Consider the following 16,858-nt stretch of genomic DNA (forward strand, 5'->3'; position numbering starts at 1 on the left):
ACCAATTATGCCTTTAAACCTGCTTGCAAAAGTTAATAAAAGCATAATTTATTTATTTTTTCCCCTTTACCGCGTTTCAATAGACTACATTTGGATAAATTAAACAATTAAGATGCAGGAAGGTACAGTAAAATTCTTCAATGAAGAAAAAGGTTTCGGATTTATAACGCCAAATAACGGAGGAAACGAAATTTTTGTCCATGTTTCAGGCCTATCGGAAAATATCCGTGAGAATGACCCGGTGAGGTACGAGGTAAAAGAAGGCCAAAAAGGGCCGAACGCAGTAAATGTAGTGAAAGCCTAATATACTATAAAAACCACTTTGAAAAAGCATCTGTACATCACAGGTGCTTTTTTTTATAAACCAATGCAGCAGCCATTTTCGATACTTGCTAGATTAATTTTTTAAGCATTCCCCCGAATATAAAACCATGAAAGGGAAGCACGCAATACCAGTAGAGCCTGCCTATGAGCCCTCTGGGCTTAAAGGTTGCAGCCTGATATAAATCATTATTGACGATCTTAAATTCCAGCCAGGCCTCACCGGGCAGTTTCATTTCGGCGTATAAAATAAGTTTTCCCTCCGCTTTGTCCGCATACACCACACGCCAGAAATCCAGCGCATCCCCGGGATGAAGCTCATTTTTATGGGTCCTTCCCCTTCTAAGGCCCACACCTCCAAAAACCTTGTCGATAAATCCCCGCAGATCCCAGTGAACCAGGTACATCATTCCCTCCACTAATACCATTGAAAGGGATTACCTTTCTATGCAAAACGCAAACAAGTTTTTTCTAATAATTTAACGCGGCTATTGAGATTAAATTTGCCCTAATAATCCTCTACTTTAAAATAGATCTTTATCCTCCAGAAAAAAAGCCATATTTTGATTAACTTTTAGGCAAAATTTACTTTCAACTAGTTTTTTAAAACTGATTACCGGCAGATTACGTATATATCTTAAAAGTAAAACATGACTGCAAATTCATATCGTCTGCCATCGATCATATATAAATATCTTTTTATCAATGATGACCGCCCCATACCTTTTCAGGAGTTGTGCCTCTTTCTTTATAACCTGGGAAGCGACGCAGCTTTTTCCTTCGAAGCATTTTCTTCCGAAAAAGCCTACCAGACCCGCGTAATGGAAATTTTAATATTTCTTTCTGATATCAACCTGATTACTCTGGAACCGGAAACAGACGAAAGTTTTATTAACAAGATTTGCATGAACTAATTTTCCCCATATAAAAATGTAGTTAATCTCTTTACGACAGATAGCTTTAGGCATCTATTTCGAATATTAAAATCACCATTTAACAAATATTAAATCTGTATACTTCAGTTTGACATTCTCATTATCTGCTAAAGCTCACTGTTTTTATTTAATTTTACTTTCAACTGGTCCTACATTAAACATTATTCAATATGATGAAGAAAAAGTATAAAGGTTCTGTCGCATTTGGGACTAACTTTATCTTTATAATTTTAAACCGATCGAAAAATGAATACTAAAGGTCATTGTTATCCAAAGTCTATTATTCTGCAGGCAGTATATTTTAAGCTTAGGTTTACTTTAAGTTATCGGGATGTTGAAGAGATCATGAAAATGCGAGGAGTTTCTGTTGATCATGCTACTATTCAGCGCTGGGTTTATAAGTTTGCACCTTTGCTTGAGTCGGAGATGAAGAATAGAAAAGGAAGAGTGGGGACAAGCTGGAGATTAGATGAAACCTATATAAAAGTAAAAGGTATTTGGTGTTATTTATATAGAGCAGTAGATAAATTGGGCAATACAGTAGACTTTCTTTTGACAAGAAAAAGACAGAGAATGAGCGCTCAGTCTTTTCTCATTAAAGCAATTAGTAATAACTGCCGGCCAAAAGTTATAAACATTGATAAAAGCGGTTCTAATACTGCAGCTGTCAAAGTCTATAACAAACGTTCGTTCTCAAAGATAAAAATCCGGCAGTGTAAATATCTCAACAATATTGTAGAACAGGATCATCGTTTTATCAAGTGGCGCATAAAAAACGGATTAGGCTTTAAAAGTTTTGAATCGGCTCGACGAACATTGAGCGGAATTGAAGTTGTGCATATGTTGAGAAAGAATCAGATGGTTAGTCCAGGGACAACTATGTTTAAATCATTCTGTAAATTGGCAGTTTAATTTTAAAATTGGTTAAATTTTTATATTTGATTCTGGCAGATGCGACAGAACCGGTATAAAACTACGTCAAAAATATTTGAATTATAAAAAGTATTTAAGTTGGTTAAGATTTAAAATTTGAATGATTTTATTTGTGTGGCAGAATCGTAACACATGGCTATTGGAGTTACCTTCTTGTTTGCCGCAAAACTTAGGCGGTCTTATTAAAAGAGATATAATGACTTTCTTGGAGCTATACATTCAGCAAGATGGCGCCAAGTATCTTCAATTGGTGCCATTTTTTTATTTATACGAACTAACTACGCTGAATTTTAATCATTTTTGCAATTATTTAATTTCTTTAAAATAATACTCAAATTAAGTAGCAACTGCAGCGGAGTACTACTCAACTGCAGCCAAAAATTGATATATTCCTCAAAGTTTAATATCTACATTAAGGTCCTATTGAGATAAATAAATAAGACATTATTGAATTAACTTTTCAGAAGTACACAATTATCTTTTTTCTGAACTAAGTAAATCGAGGATATGCTAAGCGAAATTAGTATCACTTAGAATTAAGATATTTTTAAGCTGGACCTCCTGAAATCCAAAGGTGAGATACTGGTGTGTTTTTTAAAATATTTTACAAAATAAGAATCATCACCAAAACCCAGACAATGTCCAATCTTACTGATAGTCCAATTAGTATCAAGGAGCATTCTTTTTGCTTCTGTTATAATCCTTTCGCAGATAATCTCAGAAGGACTTTTATCTAATAATTGATTGGTAAGACCGGATAATGTTCTAGATGATATTTGCATAAATTCTGCATAATGGGAGACTTTAAGTTCTTTTTTATAATTTTCTTCTACTAGATTGATAAATTTTATTAATTGCAGCTGCTTTTTATCCTTAGGAGAAATCTGGTGCCCATTAAATGTACTTGCATTTTGCCATCTGTACTGAAGCTGAATAAGAAATGCTTTGAAGTAAGACCTTAAAAGCTCTTCATGGCTGGTTTGATTTTTATCTTCTAATTCATTTTTGATCAGCTGTAAATATTCTTCTAAAATAAAGGCATCATCTCCGGTAAGTGAACAAGCAGGCTGACTGTGACTATCCGGCAGGACGTGTTTCGAAAAAAAAGCAATATCCTTATTGTCCTGAATTAGAAATTCTTCATTAAACTGAATTAAAACTCCGCTGTAATTGGTATTTCTATCGAAATAATGAACATCATCATTAGTCAGAAAGAAAAGAGTATTCTGGTCAATATCCCAGGCTTTAAAATTAACAAAATAGCAGCCATTTCCCTTTTTAAACCAAATGATCTGATAGTGATTCGCGGCATGAGCTTTCCTTCTTTTTTTATCATATTTTTTTAAATAATTATCAATTTCGTACACAGAAAACCTTGGCACATTATGCTGATATTGATTTAGATGATATTCAGCAGTATTATTGTCACTGTCGCTAATTCTTTGCATTCGGATTGATTAAAAAATTTATGATTGCCTGAGAGTAAAACCTGCATTAATCAATGAGATTTTACTCTCTGCATTTACTATTTTATACTCTTTATTTGTATTACAACTTTACCTTTCGCGCGGCCGCTTGCTACATATTGCAAGGCCTCATTAGTCTGCTCAAAAGCAAATACTTTATCTACTACTGGCTTAATAATTTCATTTTCAATAAGTTTTGTAATTTCCTGCAGCTGGCTTCCTTCGGCTCTCATAAATAGGAAACTAAAGTTCACATGCTTCTTTTTAGCCTTATTTCTTACACCAAAACTGAGCAGAGACATAATTATTTTGAAATACCACGGCAATCCTATTTCTTTTGCAAATTCAGGTGTTGGCGGTCCTGAAATAGAGATTATCTTTCCGTGAGGTTTTAAAACGTTTAATGATTTTTCAAGTGTTTTTTGATCCTGGCTGTTTATCACCACATCACAATCTTTAAGTATGTGCTCAAAATCATTCGTTTTGTAATCGATAAGTATATCAGCTCCAAGGTTTTTCAGCAGTTCAAAACTTTTTGTACTGGCTGTAGTGGCAACAACTGCGCCTAAGTATTTTGCCAGTTGTATCGCTATAGTTCCAACACCTCCTGAACCTGCCTGTATAAATACTTTCTGACCCTTTTTCAAACCCGAAAGCTCTACCAATGCCTGCCATGCTGTTAATGCAACCAATGGAATAGAAGCTGCCTGGTTCATAGAAATGTTTTTGGGTTTAAATGCCACATCTTTTTCATTTACGGCAATATACTCAGCAAAGGTTCCTATATGGTAATCCGCAGGGCGGGAATATACCTGGTCTCCCACTTTAAATTTCCTGACGTTTTTACCTACTTGGGTAATAATTCCTGCCACATCATGCCCCAGAATCATAGGCAGTTTATAAGGAAGCATCAATTTAAACTCTCCTGTTTTAATTTTCGAATCCAAAAGATTAACACCTGCCGCATAGACTTCAATTAAAACATCATTATTACCCACAACTGGATTTGCAACATCTGCAAGCTGAAGACCTCCTTTAGTATATTTATTTATGATAAATGCTTTCATATTAATTTTTTAAAAGTTGATAGCTCTTTTTCGGGTTAATTAATTTATAGGCAGTTTTTGGGAAAAATCTGTTAATTAGATTAAACAGTTTCGCATCCCCTACGCGTATGGTATAATTTTCCTTTTGCAGTCCGTCTACAAGTCCTTTTACCATTTCTTGAACCGATATTTTTTTATCTTTCCGATCTGCGGTCATTTCTGTAGCAACAAGCGGCGGGATCAGTTCAAATATTTTTACATTACTTCCAATTATCTTCAAGTGCTCACGAAGTGACACCGTATAGAAAGCCAGTGCTGTTTTAGAAGAAGAATATGTAGCTTCAATTAATGACGGAGCCTGACTCAATATTGATGTTGTGTTTATTATCGCTGAATCTTTTCTTGATTGCAGCATGTCCATAAACAGGTTGTTAAGTCTTATAACCCCAATATAATTAACTTCCATTTCGTAAGCTGCACCATCAATATGTTTGTCATTTGGGATACCTAAATTAGATGGCGGTACAAGTACGGCGGCATTATTATATAGAATATCAATACCGCCCAATTCTTTTACTTTATTAAAAAGAAATTTTGCATCTTCTTTATTTGCCGCATCGCTTTGTATTGCTGTGATCGCAGGATATGCTTTTTTAGCGGCATCCAATTTGGCTTGATTTCTTCCCGTAATGATTACTTTAGCACCAATTGCCAAAAACTGTTTTGCCGCTTCAAACCCAATACCAGAAGCTCCTCCGGTAATCAATATCGTTTTGCCTTTTATGTTCATAATGCTTTATTTAAAGAATTGTTTAGAATCACCTACCAGAACATCAATCTGATTTTTTTCAAGAGCTAAAAACAATTCATCTGCAACTTCATCTGGCGAAATACCGTTTGCTCCTCCTATCTCAGCTGAAAATTCAGTATTTACTAATGGCGGATAGACTTCATAGATTTGAAGATTTTTCTCTTCTTCATAAGTAGATCGCAGTGCGACAGTATAACTGTGCAATGCCGCTTTGGTTGCTCCATAAGTTGGAAGTAATTTATGGCTTCCAAATACGGCAATAGAAGAAATGTTAACAACCGCAGATTCTGTTTTTTGCAATAAGTGCGGTAATAAAAGCTCAGTGAAATGAATTACACTAAAATAATTGGTATTCATTTCTATAGCAGCTTTTTCGTGAGCATTTAAAGTTTCATTCAAAAGATAACTAAACGCTGCCCCAGCATTGTTAATGATTAAATTTAATTCTGGGTAATCTTCTTTTAATTGTTTTGCAATTCGAATTCTATCGGCTTCTAGAGATAAATCGCCTTGTATAGCCGCTGCATTATCCAATTGTTTTAAAGCATTTTGCAGACGTTCTTCACTGCGTCCATTAATTATTATTTTATTGCCTGACTTGCTTAATTTTTTGGCAATTGCCAATCCTATTCCGGCACTTCCGCCGCTTATGAATATTGTATTCCCTGTTGTTTTCATTTTTATTTCTATTTAAATTATTTTTTATTCTTTAGTTATCAAATTAATAAATTCTATTTTTAGACTTTTTAGTATATTTTAAAATAAACTTTTTGGTATATTTTTAATCAAAAAAAAATTATAAGACGTATTGTTCTAATTCAGATTTTAGGCTTTTCACAAGTCCCTGCATTGGTTTTGCTGTCCCCATAACTCTGCACATTACAATACCGCCTTCAACTGAAGCCGTGAATTTAAATGCAAAGACCGCAGGATCAAGTTTACTTGAAAATTCACCCGTATTGATTCCTTCCTGCAGCAGAGCCGTTAATTCCTGCTGGCCGCTCTTAAATACTTTGGCTACTTTTTCTTTTATAAGAGGATAATTGTCATCTGCTTCTACTGCTGTATTAAATATAGGGCAACCTCCAGAAATATAAGTATCAATTGGGTTCTTGTAGAAATCTAAAAATGCAAACACTTTACCTTTTATTGTTTTGGCTTGATAGACTGCCGCTCTGATTCTGTCCGAAACCATTTTTAAAGATAAATCTATAACCTGCTCAGATAAATCTTCTTTATTTTCAAAATGACCGTAAAGACATCCTTTTGTTAGTTTTGTAGCTTCGAGAACATCATCAATATTCACTCCCGATATCCCCTTTTCATTATAAAGCGGTACCGCAGTTTCAAGTATAAATTGTTTAGTTCTTTCAGCTTTACTAAGCATTGTAAATTAATTAGGGTACAAATATACTAAAAAGTATATTTTAAAAATTAAAATTAACACTAATTTAATTTTTATAAAATGTCAGCATAAGAAAATAAACGATTCAATTATGGGGAAATTAATTCAGCCGTTTCCAACTGTCAGAAAATAATAATTTTTCAGCCAGTATGGTTTCTCTTCTTTGATTGACCATTTTTATCCGCTATTTTAGCAATGTATTAGCTGATGAATATTCCAGCTATATACCAATTTTTAAAATAATTAATGACATTAAGACAATGCTCTATAGCATGGATAAGAAAATGGATACTAAAAAAGGATTTACTACCACAATATTACACTCAGACCGGCTATTAAAACCGGAATTTGGCGCATTACACCAACCTGTACATACTGCTGTGACCTGGGGTTATGAAGATGTGAATGGACTAATTGATGTTTTTCAGAATAAAACAAAAGGATATGCTTATTCAAGACAGGGCAATCCAACAGTAGCTGCTTTAGAGCACAAATTAACACAAATGGAAAATGGAATGTCTACTGTAGCCTTCTCTACTGGTATGGCTGCCATCACAGCCACAATTGTATCACTTTTAAAAAAGGATGATCATATCATTGCAAGTTCTTACTTATTTGGGAATTCACGAAGTATTATGCAGACTCTTAGTGAAATTGGCGTTCAAATATCTTATGTAGATGCTACCAGTGTAGAGAACATCCAAAAAGAGCATACATCAAATACAAAAATGGTATTTGTGGAAACGATTGCAAATCCTGCTACCCAGATAGCCCAGCTCGATGAAATTGGTAATTTCTGTTCCGAAAATAAAATCATTTACGTTGTAGATAACACGATGACTTCGCCTTATCTTTTTAAACCCATTAATGTTAAAGCGAGTCTTGTTATTAACTCTTTAACTAAATACATAGGCGGTCATGGCAATGCACTCGGCGGCAGTGTTACAGATACAGGTTTGTATGATTGGGCTGGTTTCCCAAACATTGCAGCAATTTTACGCGGCCAGATTAAACCTGAGATGCTTGGTATTACCCAGATCAGAAAAAGAGGATTACGTGATGGCGGAGGTACTTTATCTCCTGAAGCAGCACACAGCATTTCAGTAGGAGCCGAAACTTTAGCTTTAAGGCTGGAAAGAACTAGCAGCAATGCCTTACTGCTGGCAAATTTTCTTAATGAACATTTACTGGTAAAAAAAGTTAATTATCCTGGTTTAGCTGATCATCCGCAGCATAAAATCGCTTCGGAGCTTTTTAATGGATATGGCGGATTAATGAGTTTTGAATTAGATGATAAAATTGATGCCGTTACATTTCTAAATCGATTAAAAGTTGTTATTAAATCAAGTAACTTAGGCGATACCAGAAGTCTTGCCATTCCTGTAGCCAAGACTATTTTTCATGAACTTGGTGCTGATCGCAGAAAAGAAATGGGTATTGAAGATTCGTTAATTCGATTGTCGGTTGGAATTGAAGACATCAACGATCTATTAGAAGACTTTACTCATGCATTTAACTGATAATAAACCTTATAATATTTTAAATTTGATCAGTAAAAAATCATAAGCCCTCTCTAAGATTGAAAAGCTTAATTAATTTTATTCATTAAAAACTTCAAAGGGAAAGAGCGTTCAATTGAATTCTCGTTCCCTTTTTCATTGCATCTATTTGGATTTACTTTCATTTCGTATTTTTTCTCTATGCTGTATCCCCCATTTTGTCATGGCTCCTACAACTTCTTCTAAAGTCTGGCTGTAAGGAAGAAGTTCATATTCGATACTTACAGGATACCCCACTGCTACTTTTTTAAGCAGGAAACCGTTTTGCTCTAATTCTTTAAGCTCACTCGAAAGAACCCTTGCAGAAATACCTGTAACCTGTCTTTGAATTTCTGTAAATCTTTTATTTCCTCTGGCCATTGCAATAATAATCATCAATTTCCATTTTCCTCCAATTGCATACAATGCATCAGAAACTGCCATAAGTACAGTATGGAAATAAATCAATTTTTAGCTTCTGTGGAAGAACAATTATTAAGAGGAAGATATATTTTTATTTTCATCAAAATCAGCAGAAATAAGTATCAAATTTTGACATTAATAATCTCAAAACTATTATTTAATTTTGCTAAAAACTTACTTAAATTATCCATTTAAATACTAAGTTATGTAGTCTCATTTACAATTATATTAGTAGCTTCATTTATTGAATTAACGAAATCACATTTTTTAACGTTTTTTAACATTAAACCTTTACGATACATACAAACCTCTTCAAAATAAAAAACTAAACCAATTATCTTACAAATCAATCGAAAAATAAGCCAATTTCTTCAAATCATCCAAAAATGATGTTGTAATTTGTCCTGTCCCCGTCACTCAGCCAGATGGCGCCAATTGAAGACAATTGGCGCCATTTTTTATTTAAGCTCAATAAATACGCTGTCTTGGAATCATTTATGCATTTATTTTTATTCTTTAAAATAATAGTAAATTGCATCAGCGTATATATTTATATAAAAAATTGCGCAAATAGTTGATTTACCCTTCGATAACTTAACAGGATTCGAACATCAAAAAATATAGTAGAAATTAAGTATTCGTTAAATAGAAAATTAGCAAAATATTCAACATACGAATTTTAGACTCAAAGCTTTATTAATCAAAAAAATGCTATGTGGGTAACTAAAGATACCATCGTCTTCGTACTCAACTATTGTAAACTTGTTCATAAAAATCTAAAAAAGAGAATGTTCTTGATTGTTGACAGAGGATTGGAATGATGAAATTTTCAGTCACGTAATATGCAGGAGAGATTTAATTAAAGTTACGCGATGAAACCCTCATTCAAATTCGACATCTTTACGCTGTCAAATGAGCAAGGTTTCATATTAGTCCCTGGTAATACTTCCTGTAGATTTCCTCTGCAGCCGGCGTGATATAATGCATAAAATCTTGATACTGCTTTTCGCTTCGAAGGACTAGCTCATGTACGGTTATAATTTCATTAAGCCGCCTGTTTGCCAGTATAACAAATTCATCTATCTCAATCAGATGCTTATAAGTAGCCTGTTGCTTTTCAAAACCAGTTAGTCTGTCGAGTTTTATTCTCTTTTCATTGATTAGGTTTTCAAGTTCTTGGGTATATTCTTTTTTTATCAGCTCTTCTTTCATGAATGCAATTTTTTAAAACTTCACATTTATATCATTACTGTCTGTGCTTATTTCTGGATTTTCCTTTTTGAGAAGCTCCGACAGCAGGTGGTTAATTTCAGATTCCTGCATGCTGTAATCCAGTTCCTGTTCTGTATTAAAATGGAATACCAGAAGCGAAGCTTGTTCAGCATTTTTATTATCCACAGCGGCCGCAGCACCTATATAGTTGAGTTCTAGCTGGCCAATGTGAAGCAGATCCATAACAAAATGGAGGTCTGTTTTCTCGGGAAGTATTAACTGCCCTGTTTTGAATATAATGGTGTGTTTATACATTATTTCTTATTTAAATTTCAGTATTCTTCTGAATACTCTCTTACTAATTTAAGACAATTAATCCATTAAAAATCTCCCAGCCTTAATTCTTTAATTCAAACTGTGAAAATTTGTAATTTGTGACGTGCCAGGAGAACTGATTCTATTTGGATCTGTTGGCGCTTTACATTATCATCTTACTTAAATAAAAACGGGCATTCGAAGGCAGGTTCTATATTGGAAAGTTTAGCCGTCACTATTATTGGCATTGGACTTGCTAAATATAAGGACGTTATAAAATCTCAAATCGAAAGCGCCGCAGGGACTGAACAAGAACCAGTCGTATCTCAGTCCGACACATACTAACTACATTGATGAAGCAGCCAAGCTGGTTATTAAAAGTATTGCGAGCTTATAAAAAACAAATTATCCCTTGATACTCGAGGGAAAAAAATGAGCAAGTTAATTTTGCAAAATATCTTTTACTATTCGCAGAGAAGCTGCTTCACAAAAATCCAGTCCGGAATAATCCGGATTTAAACCACCAATATAAGGCACGGCCATGATGTATACATTTTTATTATAAGCGCCGTATTGGTCTATAATTTGAAAATTATCATTTATGGCTATTCCTGATACTTTAAGAAAAAAGTCTCCGTATTCATCTTGATCTACCTTATCTGGATCTGCTGTAAATGCGGTATGACCTGCCTCAGATGATTTAAATTTTAAACGTGCTGGACTAATAGCTTTCTGCTCCAGCAGAGTATTGAACGGAAAATCTTCATAGGATAAATGCGGCTGTCCGACACAATCTATAAATGTTTTGTAAAATACTGAACGATCATTACTGCCACTATCTTTAAAATTGTAAAATACTCCTCCTCCATTCTGCGGTTCAACTGTGCTGTCATCTCCGACAGAAACCAGATCTAATATTCCAGCTTGATGAAGAGCCAATAATTCTTCACATGATTTTTGGGGAACAAATGCAATTACTATGGAAATAAGAGGCATCAGCACTTTTTGAAGCCGCAGCATATCTTCTGCCGAAAAATATTTGGCAGGATGATTCATTGCAAAACTCAAAACAGCCAGCATTTCTTTCCAATAAATAGATTCCTGCCTTTTAATAGATTTCTCAGCCTGCACATATTCGGCTTTTAGAAGCTGAAAAGGATCAAGACGTTCCCGCAGTTCCATCATATCAGCTACAAAATCTTCAATTGAAAAATCCTTGATCCGCTGATAAAATTCAGGATCTTTTGCGCGGAATATATCTTTGAAATCCTTTTCAAAAATAAAATCAAGCGATAAAAAACCATTATTACCTTTTCTGTGCTGCTCTATTTCTTCCTTAGTTAACAAAGAGTCATTCGAAAGATGTGAATCTTCTAAATGAAAACGAACCGCAGGAAGCATACCACTTCTGGAGTGCATCATTATTCTAAAATCAGCACTTTCAGGATTTAATTTGAAATAAAGAGCATCGTCAGATCCTTTTTCAAATGAACCGTTATTTCTTGCCAGAGTTCTTATGGCATCAATAGCAGTTAAAGAAGAACCTTTTATTGCAATAGGATGATTAAAATGCTTTGCCAGTTTTACAGGTGGATATGGAGCATCATAATAGCCTGCAACTTTACCTTCATACCGAATTGGCCACTTGTGTCCAGTGCAGATAACAGCGTAGTCAAATTCATAAATACTTTCATTACTAGTTTCAACTTTTACCACTTCATTTTTTACGTCATAATTCACGTCAGTAACTGTACTTTCAAAATGTACGGTAGTGCTAATCCCAGCTTCCGTTCCAGCTTTGCATAAAATGTCGAACTGTGCAGAAAGATAGCTCCCAAATAGCAGTCTCGGCACGACTTTGTATTCGTTAAATTGATCTGGTTTAATATTAAATGTTTTCAGTAAGTCCGCAGGTGCGTTATAGATCCACTCCGACATGGTAGATACAATGTGCGGTACTTCATTATCGGATACATTAGTGATATGCTCCATACTGGAACCTTCGGTACTGTAAGGCATCCCTGAACCAAGCTCTTTTTTTCGCTCAAAAATTGTAATCTCAAAATCATTAGAGCCAGATTCTACCAATCGCTTATAAATAAAAAGCCCGCTCGGACCTCCTCCCAAAATTGCTATGCGTTTTTTAGTATTTTTAATATCCATTTCATTTTTGATTTTATATTTACTCTTAGGAATTCTGAAACATCCAAACTATTACCGAATAAAATGTTGTGAGAATGATAACTGCTATTAATTACAAATATCAATAACGATTTGTCTTGTAGCTTATATGATTCAAATAGTAAATTATATAATTAAGGTTATGACTGCAATAAAATGACAAACATCATAGAGTTAAATTCTTATTTATGAGAGCTTTTTAACCTTAAACCCTAACGATAAATACAAACCGTTGCGAAATGAATATTAATATAATTATCTTACAATTAACTTCATGGGAATTATGAAAGTCGTTTTTGTAATTATACAAAATTAAACCAGTAAACTGCTCTATTTTTACAGCTAATGAAATTGAATTATTTTATTATTAAGCTTTTACTTTCTTATAGTAATGCCTTAATCGCCTGATAAATTAGTCCAGAGTGTGTATTACAGCAAACTATAACAGCAGTTAGATTAAATACAATAAAGTAAAGAGATTTAAAGTCTACTTAAATTGATAAAATAGACTTTAAATTAAAATAATTATACTTTAGGATCTTTTGCCAGTAATTGAATCTTTACTTTGCGGAGTCGAATTTCCTTTCGGCTTTACCGTTTTCCCTTTTTTTTGCTCAGAACGCTGTTTGTAAACTGTGTCGCCTTTTCTTGTATTAGAGCTTTTTTGAGTAGATGTATGTTTACTTTTCTTGGCTTGAATAGTATCAGTACTCTGTTTTTTCTTAGCAGGAGTTTCCTGCGCTGATGCAAATCCAAAAAAGAAGATCATACAAAAGCTGATAATTAAATTTCTCATCATTTTCTATTTTTAATTAATAATTTGATTTTCAAAACAATACAATTTGTTTCATTGCAAATTTTACTATTTTGTTTATCTGTTATTTACACTAACAAACATTTAAATTATAGGATTACCATAAACCCTCATAAAAAATGAATACAAATGAATCAATACTAAAAACAGCTTTAAATTATCAATTTCCCGTCGTAGCAATTGGAACTGCTGCAAAAGAAATTGATTTATTAAAAAATATAATTTCTGATTTTCCAGCAGATAGAGGAATGGCTTATATTATTTTTGAAGATTTGTCTTCCTCACAATCCAGTAATCTTGCAGAAATACTTTTGTCAAATGCAAAAATACCCGTGATTGAAATTGTTCACGACATCAATATAAAGCCCAACAATATTTATATTGTTCCTGAAAATAATCTTTTGGTCTTAGAAAACGGATTACTGCAGCTAAAACCCACCATTAGAAGCAGTAAAGTAAATAATTGTCTGGATACGTTTTTTGAGTCTATCGGTCATGCCTATCAAAGTTATTCTGTAGGTTTAATGCTTACTTGGACACCTTCTGATGGATCTACAGGACTTAAAAAACTTAAAGAAGCAGGCGGTTCGACAATTGCTGTGCTTACCAAAGGAGGTTTTACACAAAATGCAGTTACATCAGAATACATCGATTATTTTGTATCTGCGTCTGATGTTAGTGAAAAGTTACTTCAAATCCACGAAAGTAAATTAGTTACTCATTCTTACGAGGACAAAGAAAACACTTCAGATGAACAGGAATTATTTGAAGAAATTATTTCGATATTACTGCAAAAAACAGGTACCGGTTTTCAGCATTATAAACATACAACCCTGCGAAGAAGAATTGCCAAAAGAATGGTGGTAACCAAACAAGAAACCACTGAAAAATATTTGAGTTTATTGAAAACCAATAGTAATGAACAGGATTTTTTATTTAATGATATACTCATACCTGTAACTTACTTTTTTAGAGATCAGCAGGCTTTTGATAATTTATGCGAAAATACATTTCCTTCGCTGATTGAAAACTTAACAATTCCTGTGCTTAGAATCTGGTCTGCGGGATGCTCAACTGGCGAAGAAGTCTATTCAATCGCTATCTGCATTCACGATTATTTGGAGAAAATAAACAGACTAGAAATAAAAGTGCAGATCATTGCCTCCGATTTATCTGAAAAATGCATTTCTAAAGCGCGTGCAGGAATTTATACACAGCAAGACGTAAAAAATATCAGCGAAAACAGATTAGAAAAATACTTTATAAAAAGAAACAACAGTTTTCATGTCAATAAAGTAATTCGGGATATGTGCGTTTTTGCGGTTCATGATTTAACAAAAGATGCTCCTTTTGCAAAAATTGATTTTATTTCCTGCCGAAATGTACTGATCTACTTCGATAACGATTTGCAAAATCAGGTTTTAGGAACATTTCATTACGCACTTCGCGATAAAGGAATTTTATTTCTGGGTAAATCAGAATGGGCGCATCACGTGCCGCACTTATTTACTGCGATTGATAAAGCCGAAAAAATATATACCCGTAAAACAGTTTTGCAACTTGACCATAATCAAGTCTTCCGTTCTGATTTCATTACAAATCCCTTTACAAAAGAGATTCAGGAAAATGTTCCTAACGAAAAAGACTACAGAAAAATTGCTTCAGATATTCTACTAGAACAATTTTCTCCTGCTGCAGTAATAATTAATGAAGAGCTTGAAATTGTCCATTTTCATGGCGATACAAGCCCGTTCTTGCAGCCCGCATCAGGAAAACCGAGTTTTAACATTCTCAATATGGTACGAAATGAGGTCGAATTTGAACTTCGAAATTATATTCTAAAAGCCCGTAATGAGAAAAAGAATTTTTCAGGAGAATTTACCGAAGTTAAAAAACAGCCTTCTTTAGCTTCATTTGAAGTAATTTATCTTCCAAACCACACTGAACTGCTGCTGATTATATTCTGCAAAAGAACTAATAATCATAAGAATGAACAAACTGGAAAATTAAATCCAGAACATACGTCACAGCTCGAAAAAGAATTGACACAGCTTAGAGGCGATTTTAAAAAAGTAACCGAAGAACAGCAGATTTATTTTGAAGAACTCCAGACTTCCAACGAAGAACTATTGAGCAGCACCGAGGAATTACAAATCATGAATTATCAGCTTGAAAGCTCGACTATTGAACTTCAATCTAATAATCAGGAATTATCTTGTATTAATGATGAATTGAAAGACCGCAGAGAAGAACTCGCCACTATGCGCAACTTTTATGAATCGATTGTAAAAACGATTAGAGAACCTTTAATCATTATTGATAAAAATTTTACCATCAAAAGTGCCAATCCTTCTTTTTATGCCTATTTCAAAACTACAGAAGAACAAATCGAAGGTTTATCTATTTTGGAGATTGGAAATTCGCATTGGAATATTCCTGCCTTTAAAGAATCTGTATTAAAAAAAACAAGTCAAAAGGATATGGTAGAAAATTTCAAAATACAATTTGATTTTGATGGTATTGGAAAAAAAACAATATTGATCAACGCCTCTCCGATCGTCAATTCAAATCCAGACGGAATGATCTTATTAGCGCTTGAAGATATTACGGATTTAGAACAAAGCCATGAATCTTTAAAAATGAAAAATTCTGAACTTCAAGCCTATAATAAACAATTAGAATCGTTTACTGCCGCAGCAAGCGAAAGTTTACTGGAACCGATTCGTAAAATGTATATGTTTGGCAAAAAAGTACTGGACGGCGAAAAAGCGTTAACCGAAAACGGCAGACATAATTTAAGTCGCTTACTAAGTTCAGCTGTAAATATGAATAAGCTTATTGAAGATGTAATTGATTATTCTAAAATAAATTTTGTGCAGAAAGAATTCAAAAAAACAGATTTAAATCTGCTTTTAAAAAAAACAATTAATGATATAAAGACCCTAAAAAGCGAACAGAAAGCTGTAATCAACATAACAACTTTGCCAACTCTACGCATTATTCCTTTACAATTGCAGCAACTTTTTACTCATTTGATATCCAACTCTATCAAATACTCCAAACAAACCAGTGTGCCAGAAATTACAATTGGAGTCGAAAATGTTTCTGCCGAAGAAATAATTGATTTTGGGGCAAATCCTGATATCAATTACATAAAACTCTTTATTAGTGATAACGGAATTGGTTTTAGCAAGAATTTTGAAACACTCATTTTTGATCCATTTTACAAACTTCAGAATGATGATCAATATGGAAGCGGACTTGGATTAACGCTTGTTCAGAAAATTGTTTATAATCATAAAGGATTTATCAAAATTTCAAGCGAGCCCAACAAAGGAACTATTGTATATATTTATCTTCCCTCGTAAAAAAAATCAAAGTTCAAAATATCAAATCTCCAGAAATGGAGATTTTTTTTGAGGCATTTTGTGGCAATTGTAGAATAATGAGAGATAATC

General features: G+C 33.7%; 15 protein-coding genes and 1 pseudogene. 5 read left to right on the forward strand and 11 right to left on the reverse strand.

The features are described 5' to 3' along the window. Window positions 1–112 precede the first annotated feature (112 nt). Window positions 113–304 carry a cold-shock protein gene (locus tag P2W65_RS19960; protein WP_281865516.1) on the forward strand — a complete coding sequence of 64 codons (192 nt, stop codon included), beginning with the start codon at window positions 113–115 and terminating at the stop codon, window positions 302–304. Between the two features lie 88 nt (window positions 305–392). Here P2W65_RS19960 and P2W65_RS19965 read toward each other — a convergent pair. Then, window positions 393–713 (reverse strand): annotated as a pseudogene (locus tag P2W65_RS19965) (DUF2867 domain-containing protein); the annotation flags it as partial. Window positions 714–971: 258 nt separating this feature from the next. Here P2W65_RS19965 and P2W65_RS19970 point away from each other — a divergent pair. Together P2W65_RS19970 and P2W65_RS19975 are read left to right on the forward strand one after the other, a co-directional pair. After that, on the forward strand, window positions 972–1,235 hold the full coding sequence (locus P2W65_RS19970; RefSeq protein ID WP_289660427.1) for a hypothetical protein: 264 nt from the start codon (window positions 972–974) through the stop codon (window positions 1,233–1,235). A gap of 267 nt (window positions 1,236–1,502) precedes the next feature. After that, window positions 1,503–2,168: an IS6 family transposase gene (locus tag P2W65_RS19975; protein ID WP_289660428.1), complete on the forward strand. Its 666-nt coding sequence runs from the start codon at window positions 1,503–1,505 to the stop codon at window positions 2,166–2,168. Between the two features lie 557 nt (window positions 2,169–2,725). Here P2W65_RS19975 and P2W65_RS19980 read toward each other — a convergent pair. From P2W65_RS19980 to P2W65_RS20000, 5 genes are all read right to left on the reverse strand, one after another. Beyond that, window positions 2,726–3,637, reverse strand: coding sequence for an AraC family transcriptional regulator (locus P2W65_RS19980; protein WP_289660429.1), 912 nt, complete (start codon window positions 3,635–3,637; stop codon window positions 2,726–2,728). A 77-nt stretch (window positions 3,638–3,714) separates the two neighbouring features. Then, the gene (locus P2W65_RS19985) at window positions 3,715–4,722 is read right to left on the reverse strand and encodes an NADP-dependent oxidoreductase (protein ID WP_289660430.1); all 1,008 of its coding nucleotides are present in this window, start codon (window positions 4,720–4,722) and stop codon (window positions 3,715–3,717) included. 1 nt (window position 4,723) lies between these two features. Further along, complete coding sequence (locus P2W65_RS19990; RefSeq protein ID WP_289660431.1) at window positions 4,724–5,491, reverse strand: SDR family oxidoreductase; 768 nt, start codon at window positions 5,489–5,491, stop codon at window positions 4,724–4,726. Between the two features lie 6 nt (window positions 5,492–5,497). Beyond that, window positions 5,498–6,190, reverse strand: coding sequence for an SDR family oxidoreductase (locus P2W65_RS19995; RefSeq protein WP_289660432.1), 693 nt, complete (start codon window positions 6,188–6,190; stop codon window positions 5,498–5,500). Between the two features lie 118 nt (window positions 6,191–6,308). After that, window positions 6,309–6,899: a TetR/AcrR family transcriptional regulator gene (locus P2W65_RS20000; protein WP_289660433.1), complete on the reverse strand. Its 591-nt coding sequence runs from the start codon at window positions 6,897–6,899 to the stop codon at window positions 6,309–6,311. 290 nt (window positions 6,900–7,189) lie between these two features. Between P2W65_RS20000 and P2W65_RS20005 the strand changes: the two genes are divergently transcribed. Beyond that, a complete protein-coding gene (locus P2W65_RS20005; protein WP_289660434.1) occupies window positions 7,190–8,437 on the forward strand; it encodes a cystathionine gamma-synthase family protein in 1,248 nt (415 codons plus the stop codon). Between the two features lie 144 nt (window positions 8,438–8,581). On the opposite strand, the gene P2W65_RS20010 is transcribed toward P2W65_RS20005, so the two are convergent. From P2W65_RS20010 to P2W65_RS20030, 5 genes are all read right to left on the reverse strand, one after another. Further along, window positions 8,582–8,923: a winged helix-turn-helix transcriptional regulator gene (locus P2W65_RS20010; protein WP_289660435.1), complete on the reverse strand. Its 342-nt coding sequence runs from the start codon at window positions 8,921–8,923 to the stop codon at window positions 8,582–8,584. An 879-nt stretch (window positions 8,924–9,802) separates the two neighbouring features. After that, complete coding sequence (locus P2W65_RS20015) at window positions 9,803–10,090, reverse strand: hypothetical protein (protein ID WP_289660436.1); 288 nt, start codon at window positions 10,088–10,090, stop codon at window positions 9,803–9,805. 12 nt (window positions 10,091–10,102) lie between these two features. Then, on the reverse strand, window positions 10,103–10,405 hold the full coding sequence (locus P2W65_RS20020; protein WP_289660437.1) for a hypothetical protein: 303 nt from the start codon (window positions 10,403–10,405) through the stop codon (window positions 10,103–10,105). Window positions 10,406–10,846: 441 nt separating this feature from the next. Then, complete coding sequence (locus P2W65_RS20025) at window positions 10,847–12,568, reverse strand: FAD/NAD(P)-binding protein (protein WP_289660438.1); 1,722 nt, start codon at window positions 12,566–12,568, stop codon at window positions 10,847–10,849. 550 nt (window positions 12,569–13,118) lie between these two features. Next, a complete protein-coding gene (locus P2W65_RS20030) occupies window positions 13,119–13,385 on the reverse strand; it encodes a hypothetical protein (RefSeq protein WP_289660439.1) in 267 nt (88 codons plus the stop codon). Between the two features lie 134 nt (window positions 13,386–13,519). Here P2W65_RS20030 and P2W65_RS20035 point away from each other — a divergent pair, with 134 nt between their 5' ends. Then, window positions 13,520–16,768 carry a CheR family methyltransferase gene (locus P2W65_RS20035; protein WP_289660441.1) on the forward strand — a complete coding sequence of 1,083 codons (3,249 nt, stop codon included), beginning with the start codon at window positions 13,520–13,522 and terminating at the stop codon, window positions 16,766–16,768. The last annotated feature ends 90 nt before the right edge of the window (window positions 16,769–16,858 follow it).

The organism is Flavobacterium panacagri (genome assembly GCF_030378165.1).
Classification (GTDB): domain Bacteria; phylum Bacteroidota; class Bacteroidia; order Flavobacteriales; family Flavobacteriaceae; genus Flavobacterium; species Flavobacterium panacagri.

Bases quoted from the DNA above. Each gene is read 5' to 3' on its own strand.
- P2W65_RS19960 (WP_281865516.1), top strand. From the start codon at position 113: ATGCAGGAAGGTACAGTAAAATTCTTCAATGAAGAAAAAGGTTTCGGA.
- P2W65_RS19970 (WP_289660427.1), top strand. From the start codon at position 972: ATGACTGCAAATTCATATCGTCTGCCATCGATCATATATAAATATCTT.
- P2W65_RS19975 (WP_289660428.1), top strand. From the start codon at position 1,503: ATGAATACTAAAGGTCATTGTTATCCAAAGTCTATTATTCTGCAGGCA.
- P2W65_RS19980 (WP_289660429.1), bottom strand. From the start codon at position 3,637: ATGCAAAGAATTAGCGACAGTGACAATAATACTGCTGAATATCATCTA.
- P2W65_RS19985 (WP_289660430.1), bottom strand. From the start codon at position 4,722: ATGAAAGCATTTATCATAAATAAATATACTAAAGGAGGTCTTCAGCTT.
- P2W65_RS19990 (WP_289660431.1), bottom strand. From the start codon at position 5,491: ATGAACATAAAAGGCAAAACGATATTGATTACCGGAGGAGCTTCTGGT.
- P2W65_RS19995 (WP_289660432.1), bottom strand. From the start codon at position 6,190: ATGAAAACAACAGGGAATACAATATTCATAAGCGGCGGAAGTGCCGGA.
- P2W65_RS20000 (WP_289660433.1), bottom strand. From the start codon at position 6,899: ATGCTTAGTAAAGCTGAAAGAACTAAACAATTTATACTTGAAACTGCG.
- P2W65_RS20005 (WP_289660434.1), top strand. From the start codon at position 7,190: ATGGATAAGAAAATGGATACTAAAAAAGGATTTACTACCACAATATTA.
- P2W65_RS20015 (WP_289660436.1), bottom strand. From the start codon at position 10,090: ATGAAAGAAGAGCTGATAAAAAAAGAATATACCCAAGAACTTGAAAAC.
- P2W65_RS20020 (WP_289660437.1), bottom strand. From the start codon at position 10,405: ATGTATAAACACACCATTATATTCAAAACAGGGCAGTTAATACTTCCC.
- P2W65_RS20025 (WP_289660438.1), bottom strand. From the start codon at position 12,568: ATGGATATTAAAAATACTAAAAAACGCATAGCAATTTTGGGAGGAGGT.
- P2W65_RS20030 (WP_289660439.1), bottom strand. From the start codon at position 13,385: ATGATGAGAAATTTAATTATCAGCTTTTGTATGATCTTCTTTTTTGGA.
- P2W65_RS20035 (WP_289660441.1), top strand. From the start codon at position 13,520: ATGAATACAAATGAATCAATACTAAAAACAGCTTTAAATTATCAATTT.